Source organism: Mesorhizobium sp. M0243, from assembly GCF_040321775.1.
GTDB lineage: Bacteria > Pseudomonadota > Alphaproteobacteria > Rhizobiales > Rhizobiaceae > Mesorhizobium.
The window spans coordinates 96,825-112,260 of sequence record NZ_JAMYSF010000018.1; the positions used below are offsets into that span (position 1 = coordinate 96,825).

The 15,436-nt window shown below is 63.2% G+C and carries 15 protein-coding genes; 5 read left to right on the plus strand and 10 right to left on the minus strand.

All coding sequences use genetic code 11. The annotated features are described in order from the left end of the window. The first annotated feature begins 209 nt into the window (after nucleotides 1-209). On the plus strand, nucleotides 210-2,597 hold the full coding sequence (locus tag NKJ11_RS22255; RefSeq protein ID WP_352794279.1) for a polysaccharide biosynthesis tyrosine autokinase: 2,388 nt from the start codon (nucleotides 210-212) through the stop codon (nucleotides 2,595-2,597). A 74-nt stretch (nucleotides 2,598-2,671) separates the two neighbouring features. Here NKJ11_RS22255 and NKJ11_RS22260 read toward each other — a convergent pair whose 3' ends face one another. The 3 genes from NKJ11_RS22260 to NKJ11_RS22270 form a co-directional block, all read right to left on the minus strand. After that, a complete protein-coding gene (locus NKJ11_RS22260; RefSeq protein WP_023811603.1) occupies nucleotides 2,672-3,430 on the minus strand; it encodes a metallophosphoesterase family protein in 759 nt (252 codons plus the stop codon). 236 nt (nucleotides 3,431-3,666) lie between these two features. After that, nucleotides 3,667-4,749: an acyltransferase family protein gene (locus NKJ11_RS22265; protein ID WP_352794280.1), complete on the minus strand. Its 1,083-nt coding sequence runs from the start codon at nucleotides 4,747-4,749 to the stop codon at nucleotides 3,667-3,669. A gap of 115 nt (nucleotides 4,750-4,864) precedes the next feature. Beyond that, nucleotides 4,865-6,772: a propionyl-CoA synthetase gene (locus NKJ11_RS22270; RefSeq protein WP_352794281.1), complete on the minus strand. Its 1,908-nt coding sequence runs from the start codon at nucleotides 6,770-6,772 to the stop codon at nucleotides 4,865-4,867. 210 nt (nucleotides 6,773-6,982) lie between these two features. On the opposite strand from NKJ11_RS22270, the gene NKJ11_RS22275 reads away from it, so the two are divergent. The 4 genes from NKJ11_RS22275 (at nucleotide 6,983) to NKJ11_RS22290 (ending at nucleotide 9,903) form a co-directional block, all read left to right on the plus strand. Continuing rightward, a complete protein-coding gene (locus NKJ11_RS22275) occupies nucleotides 6,983-7,765 on the plus strand; it encodes a DUF2259 domain-containing protein (protein WP_352794282.1) in 783 nt (260 codons plus the stop codon). A 244-nt stretch (nucleotides 7,766-8,009) separates the two neighbouring features. Continuing rightward, nucleotides 8,010-8,495 carry a PqqD family protein gene (locus tag NKJ11_RS22280; protein ID WP_245273226.1) on the plus strand — a complete coding sequence of 162 codons (486 nt, stop codon included), beginning with the start codon at nucleotides 8,010-8,012 and terminating at the stop codon, nucleotides 8,493-8,495. Beyond that, nucleotides 8,495-8,929, plus strand: coding sequence for a lasso peptide biosynthesis B2 protein (locus NKJ11_RS22285; RefSeq protein WP_023811607.1), 435 nt, complete (start codon nucleotides 8,495-8,497; stop codon nucleotides 8,927-8,929). The genes NKJ11_RS22280 and NKJ11_RS22285 overlap by 1 nt, the downstream gene beginning before the upstream one ends. Then, complete coding sequence (locus NKJ11_RS22290; protein ID WP_023811608.1) at nucleotides 8,926-9,903, plus strand: phosphoenolpyruvate carboxykinase (ATP); 978 nt, start codon at nucleotides 8,926-8,928, stop codon at nucleotides 9,901-9,903. Before NKJ11_RS22285 ends, NKJ11_RS22290 begins: the two co-directional genes overlap by 4 nt. Before the next feature lie 7 nt (nucleotides 9,904-9,910). Here the strand turns inward: NKJ11_RS22290 and NKJ11_RS22295 are convergent, their stop codons facing one another. From NKJ11_RS22295 to dhaL, 7 genes are all read right to left on the minus strand, one after another. Further along, nucleotides 9,911-10,930, minus strand: coding sequence for a nucleotidyltransferase family protein (locus NKJ11_RS22295; RefSeq protein ID WP_023811609.1), 1,020 nt, complete (start codon nucleotides 10,928-10,930; stop codon nucleotides 9,911-9,913). 63 nt (nucleotides 10,931-10,993) lie between these two features. After that, a complete protein-coding gene (gene dhaK, locus NKJ11_RS22300; protein WP_023811610.1) occupies nucleotides 10,994-11,980 on the minus strand; it encodes a dihydroxyacetone kinase subunit DhaK in 987 nt (328 codons plus the stop codon). An 89-nt stretch (nucleotides 11,981-12,069) separates the two neighbouring features. Continuing rightward, nucleotides 12,070-12,492 carry a hypothetical protein gene (locus tag NKJ11_RS22305; protein WP_128302874.1) on the minus strand — a complete coding sequence of 141 codons (423 nt, stop codon included), beginning with the start codon at nucleotides 12,490-12,492 and terminating at the stop codon, nucleotides 12,070-12,072. A gap of 11 nt (nucleotides 12,493-12,503) precedes the next feature. After that, nucleotides 12,504-14,090, minus strand: a complete 1,587-nt coding sequence (gene ptsP, locus NKJ11_RS22310; RefSeq protein ID WP_023811612.1) for a phosphoenolpyruvate--protein phosphotransferase — start codon at nucleotides 14,088-14,090, stop codon at nucleotides 12,504-12,506. Further along, complete coding sequence (locus tag NKJ11_RS22315) at nucleotides 14,074-14,376, minus strand: HPr family phosphocarrier protein (protein ID WP_023811613.1); 303 nt, start codon at nucleotides 14,374-14,376, stop codon at nucleotides 14,074-14,076. Before NKJ11_RS22315 ends, ptsP begins: the two co-directional genes overlap by 17 nt. 21 nt (nucleotides 14,377-14,397) lie before the next feature. After that, nucleotides 14,398-14,787: a dihydroxyacetone kinase phosphoryl donor subunit DhaM gene (gene dhaM / locus NKJ11_RS22320; protein ID WP_013528085.1), complete on the minus strand. Its 390-nt coding sequence runs from the start codon at nucleotides 14,785-14,787 to the stop codon at nucleotides 14,398-14,400. After that, complete coding sequence (gene dhaL / locus NKJ11_RS22325; protein WP_023811614.1) at nucleotides 14,784-15,386, minus strand: dihydroxyacetone kinase subunit DhaL; 603 nt, start codon at nucleotides 15,384-15,386, stop codon at nucleotides 14,784-14,786. The genes dhaM and dhaL overlap by 4 nt, the downstream gene beginning before the upstream one ends. Nucleotides 15,387-15,436: the final 50 nt, after the last annotated feature.

The window sequence follows — 15,436 nt, forward strand, 5'->3', positions numbered from 1 at the left end:
GCATGGTCAGATGGCCGGCGAAGAGGGGCCGGCAGGTTCTCGCCCTCTGGCACGACGCTTGCTTCGCTTCTGGCGATGCTCCCGATCTTCGAGGTGCCTGCAAGCCAAGGCATGATCCCGGAAAGTGGGTCCCGGTTTCCGGAAAAGATCATGTTGAAACAGTGAGATAGAGCCCATTGCGACGGACCGGCTCTAGAATTGGACCGAAGATGAATTATGCCAATTTTCCTCTCGACAAGAGGATGCCATTGCCGAATTCGGACGCAGGAGACGGCGAAGACTTCATCGATATCGAGCGGCTGCTTGGCATGGCCGCACGGCAAGCCAAGGTGGTTGCCGTGTGTGCCGTCATCGGTCTCTTCCTGGGCCTGTTCTATTTGCAGACAACGCCGCCCAAATATCAGTCGGTCGCGAGCGTGCTGATCGACGAAGGCTTGAACAAGATTGTCGACGATATCTCGGCGGCGTCGACAACCATGCAGACCGATTCCGCCATCCTGAGCCAGATCGAGATCCTGACCTCGACGCGGCTTGCCGCCGTGGTCGTCGACAAGCTGAAGCTCGACCAGAACGACACGTTCATGAATCCGCCCCAGTCGGCGCTTGCCCAAGGCATAGGCCTCATCCGCAGCGTGATCCAGTATGTCCGCCCCAGCCCTTCCCTTCCGGGTGGCGCCGACTTCAGCAAGCTCGACCCCGCCGCCCGCGATGCGCTGATCGCCGCGTCGCGCCGCGACTACGCTATCCTCAAGCTGCAGAACGAGATCCGGGCGGAACGCGTCGGCCGAAGCTACGTCATCGCGCTCGGCTATCAGGCGACGGATCCGGCCTTGGCAAACGCCATCACCAAGGCCTATGCCGATGCCTATCTCGCCGATCAGCTCGATGCGAGCTTCGATGCCACCGAGCGGGCTGCGGTGTGGCTGCAGGGCCGGTTGACGGAGCTGCGCCAGAGTTCGCAGGCAGCTTCGCTCGCGGTTGAGAAATTCAGGGCCGAACATGGGCTGGCCGCCAACAGCGATGGCCAGCTGATGAGCGACAAGCAGCTTTCCGACCTCAACGCCCAGCTTATCGTGGCGCAGGCCGACACCGCACGCGCCAGCGCCCGCTACCAGCAGTACAAGGCCATTGTCGACAGCGGCTCCGAAAACGCCTTCAAGGATGCCGCCATATCGAGCGACCAGCCAAGCAGTTCGGTCATATCGGCGCTCAAGACCCGCTACCTCACAGTGGCCAAGCGGCTGCAGGACGTTGAGGCGAATTTCGGCCCCGAGCACCCGCAGGCGGTGGCTCTCTCCAAGGAGAAGGCCGACATATCGACGCAGATTTTCGGCGAGCTGAAGCAGCTGACCGAAAGCTATCGCAACGAATATGAGGTGGCGCAGGCACGCGAGACCGCGCTCAGGGCCAACGTCGCGGCCGCGCAAGGCAAGAGTTCCGTCGACAACCAGACGCAAGTCAAGCTGCGTGAACTCGATCAGCAGGCGACGGCGCTCACCACGCTCTATCAGACATTCCTGGGTCGTTACGAGGAAGCCGCGCAGCAGCAATCCTTCCCGGTCGGCAAAATCCGCATCATCTCGGACGCCTCGATGCCGTTTGCCGCGTCAAGCCCGCGCACCATCGTCGTGCTCGGACTTTCGCTGGTGCTTGGCCTGCTGATGGGCGCCGGCTTTGGTGGGCTGAACGAGTTCAACGAACGCTTCTTCAGGACCGGCGAGGACGTGCGCGACCGCGTCAACCTGAAATTCCTCGGCTATCTGCCGACGATCGGCGGCAAGCTCGGCAAGGAAGAAAAGCCGGGCGATACCCAGGTGGACGCCAAGACCACTCAATCGCTGTCGGCGGCCGAAAGGCGGGCGCGCATGCGGGTCAGCATCGATTCTCCAGCCTCGATGTTCTCCGAAACGCTGCGCAGCGCCAAGATCGCCTTCGACGTCGTGATGGAAGGGCAAGGCAGCCGCGTCATCGGCATCATCTCGGTGCTTCCCGGCGAGGGCAAGTCGACGGTCGCGGCAAATCTCGCGGGCTTGCTTGCCGCCAATGGCGCCAAGACGCTGCTGATCGACGGCGACTTGCGCAATCCCGGCCTCAGCCGGGGCCTTGGCATGGAAGCCGAGCAGGGTTTGATGGAAGCGGTTGTCAGTGGCCAGACTTGGCAGTCTGTCGGCAAGATCGACAGGCAGACGAAGCTGGCGATCATCCCGGCGGTGCTGCGCGGTCACTTCTCGCATACCAGCGAACTTCTCTCCTCGGCCGGCATGCGGCGCTTCATCGAGAACGCCAAGGAGACGTTCGAATACATCGTCGTCGATCTGCCGCCGCTCGGACCGGTGGTCGACGCCAAGGCCTTCGCCCCCTTGGTCGACGGGTTTGTCCTGGTCACCGAGTGGGGGCGCACGCCTCGCGCGATGGTCAGGTCGATGCTGGAATCCGAACCCTATGTCGCCAACAAGATCGTCGGCGCGGTGCTGAACAAGGTCGATTTGAAGAAACTGGCCAAATACGGATCGTTCGGTGGCTCGGAAAAGTTCTTCGATAAATATTCGAGCTACTATCTGGAAAAGTCGGAAGTGCGCGGCAAGGCGCCGGTCTGACATCGGTCATTGCGCGCGTGGGGCCACTTTGAGGTGTATCGATCTTCAGGTCAGCACACCTGAACATCGATGCGTCAGGAGAAGATCAGCCTGCCTTGCTTGTCGGCGATCCTGACGGCGGTCAGGCGTCCGCTCTGGAAGGCGGCTGTGTCGATGCCGAGCCGGCGCCCTTCGAGCTTCGGGACATCCACCGGCGTATGCCCGTGCACCACCCAGCGGTCGAGCAGGTGTGTTGCCTCGAAGAAGTCCGAACGGATGGTAATTAGGTCGTGGTCGGTTTGCGCCGCAAGGTCGACGCCGGGCCTGATGCCGGCGTGGACAAACACGAACTTCCGCGAACGGACCATGATCGGCAGCCCGCGCAGGAAGCTGACGTGATCCTCTGGAATGATCTCCCTTATGCGCCTGTCGATCTGCGCGCTGCTCCCGTAGAGGCTGGTGAGGCGCGCCGGATCGATGCCGTAGGAAAACAGGGTTTGCAGGCCGCCCGTCGCCAGCCAGGGCTCGCGCGACAAATGTCCGTCGAGATAGTTCAGCATGGCCACTTCGTGGTTGCCCGCAAGACAAATGCGCTGAAACCCTTTCGGCGCCGGCGCCAGGAGGTGATCGAGCACCCGCGCCGACTGGAGCCCCCGGTCGATGTAGTCGCCAAGCATGACGATGATCTTGCGGCTCTGGAAGCGCAGCGAATCGAGCAGGATGTTCTGCTCCAGGGCGCGGAGTTCCTTGTAGCAGCCATGCACGTCGCCGATCGCGTAGACAACCGCATCCTGCATGTCGATATCCAGGCGCGGACGCGCCGCGATGCGGGGTTTTCGCTGGAACAGGGTCACGTGCGGCGTCTCGAGGCGAACTCTCATGCGGAAGGCATAAGCGCCTGATATCTTGCCCGAAACGGAGAATTCCGCAATCGTGGAAAATGCAACCACGCCGGGTTGGGACCGCCAATGCATGTCGCCCAAAAATGAGCTCGGTTTTGGAAGAACGGCCTGTGTGGAAACAAAGCCTGAATCCGCTCAGGCGCGACATGCTTTACGTCGGCCGTTGGGCCGGTAATGCCGGATCGTCGTCAGGCTGCCTTGAGCCGATAACGGAAAACGGTGTGGTCGAGCAGCAGCCGGATGCGTGGTTCGGCCTCGATCGCCACCAGCCAGCTTGCCGCGATCATCGTCGCGCCGACGACCGCCATCGAGAACAGATGTGGCAGACCGGCGCGGACCAGGATGCCGAGCAGGGCCGCGCCGACGACATCGTGCAGCAGGTAGAGCGGATAGGTCATCAGCCCGATCCGGCGCCAGCCGCTCCAGGAAAGGTCGAGCCGCAGCGACCATGCCATCAGCGCGATGCCGATGAGGAAGATGAGGATCGGCGGCGCGAACGGCATATCCCGCCCGACCTTCAGGATATGAACGTCGACCGAACTGGTGATCTGCAGCACACTACCGGCCAGGAACAGGGCGCAGAAGGCAAGTCGGGCGCCTGTCACCGCCTTGAAGCGCATCAGCCACAGCATGACGCCGGTGGCGAAGAAAACGCCGTGATGCACCAGCAGCAGGTCGAGTGTGCGTGTTTCGGCAAGATCGGCCCAGCCGAGCGGGTAGTAGAGGCACCAGAACAGCGTGCTGACCAAGCCGATGGCGACGGCCACAATCTCCATCAGATGGAAGCGGCCAAGGCTGAGTAAGATCCAGACGATAGCATAGAAGGCGATCTCGATGCCCAGCGTCCAGTAGACGCTGTCCACCCAAGGCGCGTACGGAACGAACAGGCCGGTGCGTAGGAGCCTGATAACGGCATCGGTCGGCCAACTGAGGCCGACAAGCAGCAGCACCACCGCCGTGACCGGTGCGCAGATCCAAACCGCCGGCGCCAGCCGTTTCACCCTTGCTTCGAAAAACTGTAGGGGTGTCGACCTTTCGGCGCTGAAGGCGATGACGAAACCGCTGATGACGAAGAAGATCTGGACGCCGACCCAGCCGGATTCGACCCAGGCGCCTATTGCCGGCTGCGGGGGAACGCCGCCCGTCGCGCGCGCCGAAACACCGTCCGGATACGCCCACACCCAGAAGCCATAGTGGTAAACCATGACCATGAGGGCGGCGAGAAAGCGCAGGATGTCGACGCCGCCAAATGTAATCTTCTTTTGAGCCATGCGACCTGTGTCGATGGCCCCCCGCAAGCACTGTAGGGCGCATTGCTGCGTTGCACAATAAAAGATTGCTCGTCGATCCGAAAAGCGGCCTCGACAAGCCAAAGCCTTCAGCCGCTCAAAGGCCGATCCCACGGTCCTTCAGGGCCTTGGTGATCTCCTCGAGGATGATCGGATCGTCGATCGTCGCCGGCATGGTCCATTCTTCCTTGTCGGCGATCTTCTGCATGGTGCCGCGCAGGATCTTGCCCGAACGCGTCTTGGGCAGGCGCTTGATCGTCATCACTGTCTTGAAAGCGGCAACCGGGCCGATGCGTTCGCGCACAAGGCCGACCACTTCATTCTCGATCAGGCCGACGTCCCGCGTCACACCCGCATTCAACACCACGAAGCCCAGCGGAACCTGGCCCTTCATGGCGTCGGCAATGCCGATGACCGCGCATTCGGCGACATCGGGATGGGCCGAAAGCACCTCTTCCATGGCGCCGGTGGAGAGCCGGTGGCCGGCGACATTGATGATGTCATCGGTGCGAGCCATGACGTAGAGATAGCCGTCCTCGTCGACCATGCCGGCATCCGCCGTCTTGTAGAAGCCGGGGAACTCGTCGAGATAGGCTTGGCGGAACCGTTGATCGGCATTCCACAGCGTTGGCAGGCAGCCTGCCGGCAGCGGCAGTTTGATCACCACATTGCCCAGCGTGCCGCGCGTCACCTCATTGCCACCATCGTCGAGCACGCGGATGTCGTAGCCGGGCATCGGCACGCCGGGCGAGCCGTATTTCACCGGCAACAGGCCAAGGCCGGCGGGATTGATCGTCATCGGCGAGCCGGTCTCGGTTTGCCACCAATGGTCGACCACAGGCACACCTAGCTTCTGCTCCGCCCATTTGATGGTTTCCGGGTCGGCGCGCTCGCCGGCAAGAAACAGCGTGCGGAATTTCGATAGGTCGTGTTTGGCAATGAACTCGCCCTTCGGGTCCTGCCCCTTGATGGCGCGGAATGCGGTCGGCGCGGTGAACAGCGCGACCACGCCATGCTCCGCTATCACCCGCCAGTAGGTGCCGGCATCGGGCGTGCCGACAGGCTTGCCCTCGAACAGGATGCTGGTGCAGCCATGCAGCAGCGGTCCGTAGACGATGTAGGAATGGCCGACCACCCAGCCGACATCGGACGCCGCCCAGAACACCTCGCCCGGCTTGACGCCGAACTCGTTTTCCATCGTCCATTTCAGCGCGACCATGTGGCCGCCATTGTCGCGCACGATGCCCTTGGGCTGGCCGGTCGTGCCCGATGTGTAGATGATGTAGAGCGGATCGGTGGCCAGCACCGGCACGCAATCGACATTGGCGCCCGCTGCCCGTTCGCGGGCGACCGCATCGGCATAGTCGATGTCGAAATGCTCCTTCATCTCGCAGCGCAACTGGTCGCGCTGCAGGATCAGGCAGGCGTCCGGCTTATGGCGGGAGATCTCTATCGCCTTGTCGAGCAACGGCTTGTAGGCAACGACGCGGCCCGGCTCCAGGCCGCAGGATGCCGAAATGATCAGCTTCGGTCTGGCATCGTCGATGCGGGTGGCAAGCTCATGCGAGGCAAAGCCGCCGAAGACCACCGAATGCACCGCGCCGATGCGGGCGCAGGCGAGCATGGCGATGGCCGCCTCGGCCACCATCGGCATGTAGATGATGACGCGGTCGCCCTTGCCGATGCCGCGGTTCTTCAGCACAGAGGTGAGTGCAACCACCTCGCGCTTCAGCTCGGCATAGGTGAACTTCCTGACCGTTCCTGTGATGGCGCTGTCATGGATCAGCGCGATCTGATCGGCGCGCCCGCCTGCGACATGGCGGTCGATGGCGTTGTAGCAGGTGTTGCAGGTGGCGCCGGTGAACCAGCGGCCACAGACGCCGGCCGCAGCGTCGAACACCTTGTCCCAGGGCGAATACCAGTCGATGCCGCTGGCCGCGTCCGCCCAGAAGCGCTCCGGGTCGCGCTTCCAGCCTTCATAGACCTCGTGATAGCGTGAAGCCATCCGTACCTCCCCGGGAAATGTTTTTCTTCCTTCCAGATAGCGCGCTCTAACCTTGGCCGCAAATCCACGCCATTGTGGCGACGGCATCGACCTGGCGCTTGGGGGCAAGCAGCTATGAATTGCGAGACAGGATTGGGGTTGGTGATGTTTGCTGCTGTGCGGTTCATCGGGCGCTTTGCGCAATCATCGGTCACGGGCGCCCTACTTGCTATGTCCACCGGAACCGCTGAAGCCGGCGATGCCGCGGCACGGCACATCATCGGCTTTTCGCCGGATGGCGCTTATTTCGCCTTCGAGCAATTTGGAACGCTCGACGCCGGCGTCTCGGACTCCGGCTGGTCGCAGATCGATATCATCGATACCCGTACGGATCAGGTGGTTGGCGGCAGGCCGATCCTCGTCGTCGACGAGACGGAGGAAGCGACACTGACCCTGGAGCAGGCGAGGGCGCAGGCCGCCGCTCAGGCAGCGCCCGTTCTCGCCCAATATGCGATCACATCTGTGGCCGAGCAGGCCGCTTCCGACAAGTTTACCTTCCCGGGCGAAATGGTTGCCTACAACGACATCTCCCGCCTCGAACAGGTGTCGCGGAAATGGCTGGCGCCGCTCCATGGCGAAACAGGCATTTCGACCATCCAGCTCGACGAAATCCTGGCGGCCAGCGCGACCGATTGTTCGGCGAGTTTCGATGCGACGCAGCAAGGCGACCAGGCACTTCAAGGGGAAAAGCCACTTCAAGGTGAGAAGGCAGGCAAGGCGCTCGGCTTCCGGCTGACGCTCCAAGGCCAGGATGGCAAGCCGATCAAGATCCTGCACGAGGACAAGACCGTGCCGGGCTCAAGAAACTGCCCGACCTCCTACAGCCTGTCGGAATCCTACCAATTCACCCCGGCCGGCAAGCCGGCGGTGATCGTCGTGCTGGTCCAGCGTTTCAGCCAGGGTTTCGAGGGGCGCGATCGTCGCTTCCTCGCGGTGACCGGGCAGCCACGCTGAGAGGTTGCGCCCAGGCGCCGGCAGCCGCTGTGTCTGAAGGTTGTTTCTAGATCGGCAGGGCCACAAGCATGAAGCCAATGCCGCCAGCGATCAAAATGGCTGTAGCCAGCGCTTTTCTGTGACGTTCGAAGCTCGTCGGAGCTCGCTCCCAATTGTAACGCATACGCTATCTCCCCAATACCCGGACAGGTTTTATCTTACTTAGGGGAAGAAATGCAACGTCCGCTGCCGGCCGGCCCGCTGCTTGTCACATTTCACCGATGACTATTTCTGGGACGAATGCGGCCGGGAAGACGCAACCGAGCAGGTTCTAACGCGACTGGGGCGGAGAATCTGTCAGCAAAGCCGTTGGTCCGGTGCACTGGGCTCCCATGATCGGCTGATAGACAGCGCTCCACCTCCGCGCTATCTGATTTCCGGGATGAGCGTGGCTTGGAGGGGCGTGGTGGAAATAGTCTCTGGAACCGTTCTGCGGCTAGCCGAGGATGCCTCCGTGCAGCATGTGGGCGATGGCGCAGTCGTGCTTTTGGCGCGCAGCGGCCAGCTTTATACATGCAACGGCACGACCGAAGCCTTTCTCGACAAGGTGGACGGCGCGCGCAACCTCGACCAGATCGTCGACCTGCTTTGCGAGGAGTTCGAGGTTGACAAGGGGACGCTCGATCAGGACATGGCGGCACTGGCCACGGATCTGATCTCTGAAGGTATCCTCGCCGCGCCAGGTGCTTGATGGCTGACGGCCCGCTCCTGCGCGCTCTGTTTCGCTGCCATCTCTGGGCAAGCGCGCGGCTGATGCCGGTCCTTGTCACCAACCGGAGCTTCGAGGAGGTGCTCAAATGGGCGCCGCTCGCCTCGTCGACGCCCTATCGCGGTCTGCCGTCCGCCTACATCGTCGCGAGTGTCAACCGCGCCGTCCGCCATCCCTGGCTGATGCGTGACCGCAGGTGCCTGAGGGAGGGTCTGCTAGGTCATCGTTTCCTGCGCCTAGCCGGTTTCGATCCGGACCTGCGCTTCGGCGTCGATCCGCAGTCGATGCAAGCGCAGCGCCTGGCAGCGCATTGCTGGGTCTGCCTCGATGGCAGGCCGGTGGTCAGCGACAAGCTTCCCGGCATGGTCGAAATCTATCGTCATCATGCCGATGCCGTAAAGGCGCGCCCCGCTTGACCAGACCTTCAGCCTGCTATGGCCTCAACGGCCTGATCCTTGGCATATCGGCCGAGCGCCCCGAGCTGTGGCAGGATTTCGACCGGATGCTGGGCAGCCTGCGTATCGCGGAACCCGTCGAGCCGGACTTTCGTCTCGAGATCGCCGAGACAGTCACCTTGGACGAGGCACCCAACGGATCCCTCGTCTTCGATGGCGAGGTGCCGGAGGATGGTCACTGCCGGATGATCGAGGATGGTGGTATCATCCATCTGGTCTTTCCCGAGCGTCAGACCGTTGCCATCAATGGCGTGGCGGGCTGGGCCGAACTCCGGATCCGCCCTGGCGCGAAAGCCGCGTGGACACCGGCAATGCTGGTGCTCGACGCCGCGCTCGACGCCGGTGGCCAGCATATGCTGCACACTGCCGGCTTGACGTTGCCGGACAGCGATGCGGTGGTGCTGATCCATGCTCCGAGCGGCACCGGCAAGACCACGACGTCGCTCGCGCTGGCAACACAGGGCTTTGGCCTCTGCTCCGACGACGCCATGATCCTGAATGTCGCTTCTGGCAAGGTCGTCGCCTGGGGCTTGCCGCGCGCCGTAAAAATCCACCAGAAGACTGCCGAAATGATCCCGCAGGTGGCGCGATGCCTTGGCCAGACGTGGGATCGCAACAGCGAACAGCCCGTCCCGCTTGAAAGGCTGAGTGGGATCGTTCGGGTCGAAAACGCGACCGCCCGGCCGGTGGCGGCCCTCCTGCACCTGGCGCGTTCCGCCGACAGCCAGACCCGGCTCGTCGCCATGGCCGGGACCGACGCAATGGTGGCGCTGGCAGTGGACAATGTCCGCACGGGCATGACCGGGCTGCTGCCCATGCAGAAGCGCCGGCTGGCGACCATCGGCGGGCTGGTCAATGCGGTGCCGACCTTCCGGCTGGAGGTGGGCGCGCGCCCGGCTGACGCTGCGGCGCTGATCAGCGCCACCCTGGATTGACGTCAAGTCAGGCTACTTGCGGCCTGGCCTTGGCCAATCTCTGGATCCACCGGAAGGCGTCGCGGCGCAGGCGCGAGCCCAGTCTGTCCCTGGAATTGACGCCGAGCAGCGTATTCGTGGTGATCAACCGCTTGGCCAGCCGTATCGAGAGATCGGGCTTGATCCGGGCGGCGAGTTCAAGCGCTCGGCTCTCCTTGAACAATTGGCCCGTCACATCGAGCACAACAGCCAGTTCGAGTTCGATGCCGGTCATGCGGGCAGCATCGAACAGGCATGTTTCCGCTTCCGGCGACTGCAGCGCCCGCACCCCTTGCAGCACGTCGACGCAAAGCTGCAGCCGGTGGAATTTGTGGCCGCCGGCGGCGTGAACGATGGCGATCGTCAGAAGAGCCGCCGGCGTGTCGGTCGCGTCGCCGTCAATGGCGCGCAATTCTGGGAAACCCAGCGACAGGCGCCGCCGCATGCCGGTGTCATGCACGAGGTCGCCATGCAGTTCGACCAGCAGGCTGGAATTCTCCTTTTCGAGCCATTTGAATTCCTGCAATTCGTAGGATTCGGCCTCGTTGCTGCCAAGCTCGAAGCCGCATGCCGCGATCACCCGGTTTGCCCTGGCCAGATTGGCGGGTTCGACGAGGATGTCGATATCGGTGAACGGCCTGTCGGCGACGTTGCGGTAGAGCTTTCGCGCGAAGGCCGGCCCCTTGACGATCCGCGCCGGAATATTGTCCGCCGCCAGTCCCTTCATGATGCGGTCGCCATGATACTTCAACAGCATCGACTGGCCGGTGGCGATCGTCGCTTTCTGGCGCAGGTCCTCCAGTTTGTCTCCCAACTCCTGATCCGATGGCAGTTGCGCGTCGCCGCTGAGCTTGCGCAGCATGATCGGCAGGACGCCATGGAATTCGGCGTTGTCGAGCAGCGACATCAGCGTCTTTGCCGACAAATTATCGACGTCGACAGTCGGCGCTTCCGGATCTGCGTAGCGCAGCAGCAGCTTTTCTTCGGCAGGGGTAAGCGGTGGCAGCATCAACCCGGACAATGTTGCGATTGAAGGGAAAGATGTTGCAGAAAAGCAGGGTGGAAGCCAGCTTTACATACCCCAGCGCAGCGCTGCCGTGTGTACCGGCGCATCCCAAAATCCGGTCGTCTCGTCGTCGAGCATGGTCAGCGTGATCGAGCAGCCGGCCATGTCGAGCGAAGTGACGTAGCAGCCGACCAGCGAACGGGCCACCGTCACGCCACGCTTCTCGAAGATCAGCCGTGCGCTGTTGTACATCAGATAGAGTTCCATCAGCGGCGTGCCGCCGAAGCCGTTGACGAACAGCAGCGCCGGGCCTTTCGCCTTGTCGCCGAGATCGCCCAGGATCGCGGCACAAATCTCCTGCGCGATCGCATCGGCGCTTTTCAACGTGTCGCGCCGGCGGCCGGGCTCGCCATGGATGCCGACGCCGAATTCCATCTCGCCGTCGCCGATGCCGAAAGTCGGCTTGCCCGCCGCCGGCACCGTGCAACTGGTCAGCGCCACGCCCATCGAGCGGGTTGCCGTGTTGACGCGGTCGCCCAGCGCCTTCAACGGCGCCAGCGCCAGGCCATGTTCGGCCGCCGCGCCGACGATCTTTTCCACCACCAGCGTGCCGGCGACGCCACGCCGGCCCGTCGTATAAGAAGAATTCTCGACGGCGACATCGTCATTGGTCACGATCTGCTGGACGCCGTCCGACATCTCGGCCGCCATGTCGAAGTTCATCACGTCGCCCTCATAGTTCTTGACGATGAACAGGCAGCCGGCGCCGGTGTCGACGGCTTGCGCCGCCGCCAGCATCTGGTCCGGTGTCGGCGAGGTGAACACCTGGCCGGGGCAGGCGGCGTCCAGCATGCCGTGACCGACAAAGCCGCCATGCAGCGGCTCGTGGCCGGAGCCGCCGCCCGAGATCAGCGCCACCTTGCCCGGCCGCAAGGTCTTGCGCCGGATGAATTTGTGCGCGTCGCCAAGCACCAGGATGTCGGCATGGGCGGCCACGAATCCGTCGAGGCTCTCGGTCAGCACCGTGTCCACCGAGTTCATGAACTTCTTCACGATCGTCTCCTCCGGAAATAGGCCTTCCAAACAATTCCAGGAAAAGTGTGTCGCGTTTTTTCCGGAATTGCGTAAAACAAAGCGTTCGATCAGCTACCCTTGCCAGTGATGCTGGTGATCTTCTGGATGAAGTCGTTTACCGCTTTGTCGAGCGCGGCGTTCTGCTTGTCGTCGCCGAAATCCGGCACGATCAGCGAGACATGCCGCGTCTTGCGCATGCCTGATGCGATCGACATTTTTCCCGGATGCGCCTGATGGTAGGCGGCGAGAAACTGGTCACGCTCGGCCGGGCTGAAATGGCACACCGAAAAGATAGCCGGCAAATGTTTTGACGGAATCGGGATCGAATAGGCCGGGCTGGAAATCTGCGTGACGAAGCTGCGGTGCTTGCCAAGCGCATCGGCAAGGCGCTGGCGCATGCCGGATGGGCGCTGGTCGATGACGTGCGACAGGATCGTCTTGTAGGCGCGGATCGCCTCCTCGGAGCCAGGTTCGGGTTTGATGTCGACCATGCCAGCCGCGCCTAGACAGAAACGTCCGCGATGGCTGCCTTGGCCATGGCGAGTTGCGCCGGAGCGACGGAAAGATCGCGCAGGCCGGCCTCGAGCAGTGACGGTATCGAGGCGGGATCGCCGCCGGCATCGCCGCACAGGCTGACCGGTATTTTTTCTCGTTCGCCAAACGCGGTCACGGCAGCGATCAGCCGCAGCACGGCTGGATGACGGACCGAATTGAGATGGGCCACGGCAGCGTTGTCGCGGGCGGCCGCCATGACATATTGGGTGAGGTCGTTGGAACCGATCGAGAAGAAGGCGGCCTCTGTAAAGGCTTCCGGCACGATCGCCACCGAAGGCACCTCGACCATGATGCCGAGCGGCGGCATCTTGTTCGCGATACCGCGCGCGGCAAGTGCTGCCTGTTCCTCGGCGAACATCGCCGCAGCCTGTCGGTATTCCTCCACAATGGCGATCATCGGGAACATCACTTTCAGACTGCCATGCACGGCGGCGCGCAGCAGCGCACGGATCTGTACACGAAACACCTCCGGTCTTGCCAGCGACAGCCTGATTCCGCGTTGGCCGAGGAACGGATTGCTCTCGTCGACCGTGAAGCCTGGCACCGGCTTGTCGCCGCCGGCATCGACGGTGCGGATCGTCACCGGCTTGTCGCCGGCCCACTCCAGCACCTTGCGGTAGGCGCGATACTGCGTCTCCTCATCCGGCAGCGACTTGCCGAACAGGAATTCGGTGCGCATCAGGCCGACACCGTCGCAGGTGGCGATGTCGATGCCGTCGACTTCGGACGGGTCGGCGATGTTGACCTGCACGCGTACCGGCGTGCCGGTCCTGGTCGCCGCCGGCCGCGCCAGGAAAGTCCCGGCTTGGTCGCGGCGCACCGTGAACGACGAAGACAATTGGCGGAAGGCGTCGATTTCAGCCTTGGACGGCAACAGCACGATGCCGCCATGTTCGGCATCGAGCAGTACAATGCCGGCAAAGTGAGCCGGCAAAGCACCAAGCCCGACTATCATGGGCACGCCGCGCGAGCGCGCCAGCATGGCGACGTGGCTGGCTGTGCTGCCCGCCTTCAGCGCGATGCCGCCGCCGCTGCTCCAGTCGGTTTCGAGAAAGCGCGTCGGCGCGATGTCCTCGCCGTAGAGAATGGCGCCGGCTGGAACCTGGACGTCACCAGCCTCGGTCAGTGCCCGCAGCACCTGATCCCTGATGTCGCGTATGTCGGCGGCACGTGCGCGAAAGTAATCCTGGTCGGAAGCATCGTAGCCGGCGATTTCGGCGTCGAGCGCCTGCCGCCATGCCTGATCGGCCGGCTGGCCGGCGTGGATAGCGGCAAAGGCCAGGCTGCTCAGCGCATCATCTTCCAGCATGGCGATCTGGAACTCGAGGATGTCGGCGGCGTCGCCTTCAGCCGCGTCTATCAATGCGGTGAGGCGGCCCGCCGCGATGGCGATTGCGGTTTCGAGCGCCGCCTTCTCGTCGTCGGCCGTTTCTTTGCCGACATAGGAGCCGACAGTCTGGTCGAGATCGAACAGCGGCCCTTCGGCATAGCCGGCCGAGGCCGAAATGCCTTGCAGCCTAAGCGGTTCGGACATGGTCCGTGCCTTCGTCGAAATCGCGGCGCACCAGCTCGACCAGCGCATCGACGGCATCATCGGCGCCGTCGCCGCTGGCCCTGATATGCAGCAGCGTGCCTTTCGGCGCCTTGGCCGCCATCACCTTGACGATGCTCTTGGCGTCGAACCATGGCCCGTTGGCGGCCAGCGCTATTTCCACCTCGGCGGCGAAAGTCTTGGCCAGCTTGGTGAACTTCACCGAAGGACGCGCGTGCAGGCCCACCTCGTGGGTGACGACAACGGTCGCTTCGGCGGATGCGGACATGTCTTCAAGCTTCCCGTTCACTCACGACGGCGACAATTCGTGCGCCGTCGCCACCACTTCCCTGAGCGAGGCGCCGCCTGAGGCCTCGGTCGCCGCCATCACCGCGCCTTCGACGATCGGGGCGTTGCAGACGATGATCTTGTGCGAGCGTGGCTCGCCGATCATCTCCACCGCCATTTCCGAGTTGGTCTCGGCACCGCCGAGATCGACCAGAATGGCGACACCGGCTTCCGACCAGGCCTTGTCGATGGCGCCCATGATCGCCTCGACATTGGTGCCGAGCCCGCCATGGCCGTTTCCGCCGCACCATGCAAGCGGCACTTCGTCGCCCACCATCTGGCGCACCATGTCGGCCGTGCCCTCGGCAACCAGCGGCGAATGCGAAACGATGACGATGCCGACATTGCTCATGGCTGACCTTCCAACGTTTCGACGATCGTGCGCACCAGAAGCGCGGTCGAACGTGCACCGGCATCCATGTGGCCGATCGAGCGGTCGCCAAGGAACGAGGCGCGGCCACGCAAGGCTTTCATAGGCACGGTCGCCTCGGCCGCCGCGTCGGCGATATCGGCGATTTCAAGAGCTGTCTTTCCCTGCAGCAGCGCGTCATGCACCGGCTGCAGCACGTCGAGCAGGGTTTTTTGTCCGATCTGCGATTTGCCCCGCGCGGCCACCGCTTCGATCGCCTTGCCGAACGCTGCCGTCAGATTGGCGCGATTAGGCGCCGCTGAAATCTCCTTGCCGAGCGCCAGGAACAGGGTGCCGAATAGCGGGCCGGAGGCGCCGCCGACCGTCATCACCAGCTTGGTGCCGATCGCCTTCAGGGCATCGGGCAGCGGTTTGGCCGAAAATGCTTCGGCTTCGGCGCGCACGGCCTCGAAGCCGCGCTTCATGTTCAGCCCGTGGTCGCCGTCGCCGATCGCCTGGTCGAGCGCCGTCAACTCCTCGGCGTGAGCGGCAATGGTATCCGCAGCGGCCGCGATCAGCCGGGCAAGGTTCAATGCCGCCATGTCACCCGCATTCCCGGTTTCCATGCCGCCCGCAGTATCGAAAGAACGCT

Bases quoted from the DNA above. Each gene is read 5' to 3' on its own strand.
- ptsP (WP_023811612.1), bottom strand. From the start codon at position 14,090: ATGTCCGAACCGCTTAGGCTGCAAGGCATTTCGGCCTCGGCCGGCTAT.
- NKJ11_RS22305 (WP_128302874.1), bottom strand. From the start codon at position 12,492: ATGGTCGACATCAAACCCGAACCTGGCTCCGAGGAGGCGATCCGCGCC.
- dhaM (WP_013528085.1), bottom strand. From the start codon at position 14,787: ATGAGCAATGTCGGCATCGTCATCGTTTCGCATTCGCCGCTGGTTGCC.
- dhaL (WP_023811614.1), bottom strand. From the start codon at position 15,386: ATGGCGGCATTGAACCTTGCCCGGCTGATCGCGGCCGCTGCGGATACC.
- NKJ11_RS22285 (WP_023811607.1), top strand. From the start codon at position 8,495: ATGGCTGACGGCCCGCTCCTGCGCGCTCTGTTTCGCTGCCATCTCTGG.
- NKJ11_RS22270 (WP_352794281.1), bottom strand. From the start codon at position 6,772: ATGGCTTCACGCTATCACGAGGTCTATGAAGGCTGGAAGCGCGACCCG.
- NKJ11_RS22265 (WP_352794280.1), bottom strand. From the start codon at position 4,749: ATGGCTCAAAAGAAGATTACATTTGGCGGCGTCGACATCCTGCGCTTT.
- NKJ11_RS22315 (WP_023811613.1), bottom strand. From the start codon at position 14,376: ATGTCCGCATCCGCCGAAGCGACCGTTGTCGTCACCCACGAGGTGGGC.
- NKJ11_RS22295 (WP_023811609.1), bottom strand. From the start codon at position 10,930: ATGCTGCCACCGCTTACCCCTGCCGAAGAAAAGCTGCTGCTGCGCTAC.
- NKJ11_RS22275 (WP_352794282.1), top strand. From the start codon at position 6,983: ATGTCCACCGGAACCGCTGAAGCCGGCGATGCCGCGGCACGGCACATC.
- NKJ11_RS22255 (WP_352794279.1), top strand. From the start codon at position 210: ATGAATTATGCCAATTTTCCTCTCGACAAGAGGATGCCATTGCCGAAT.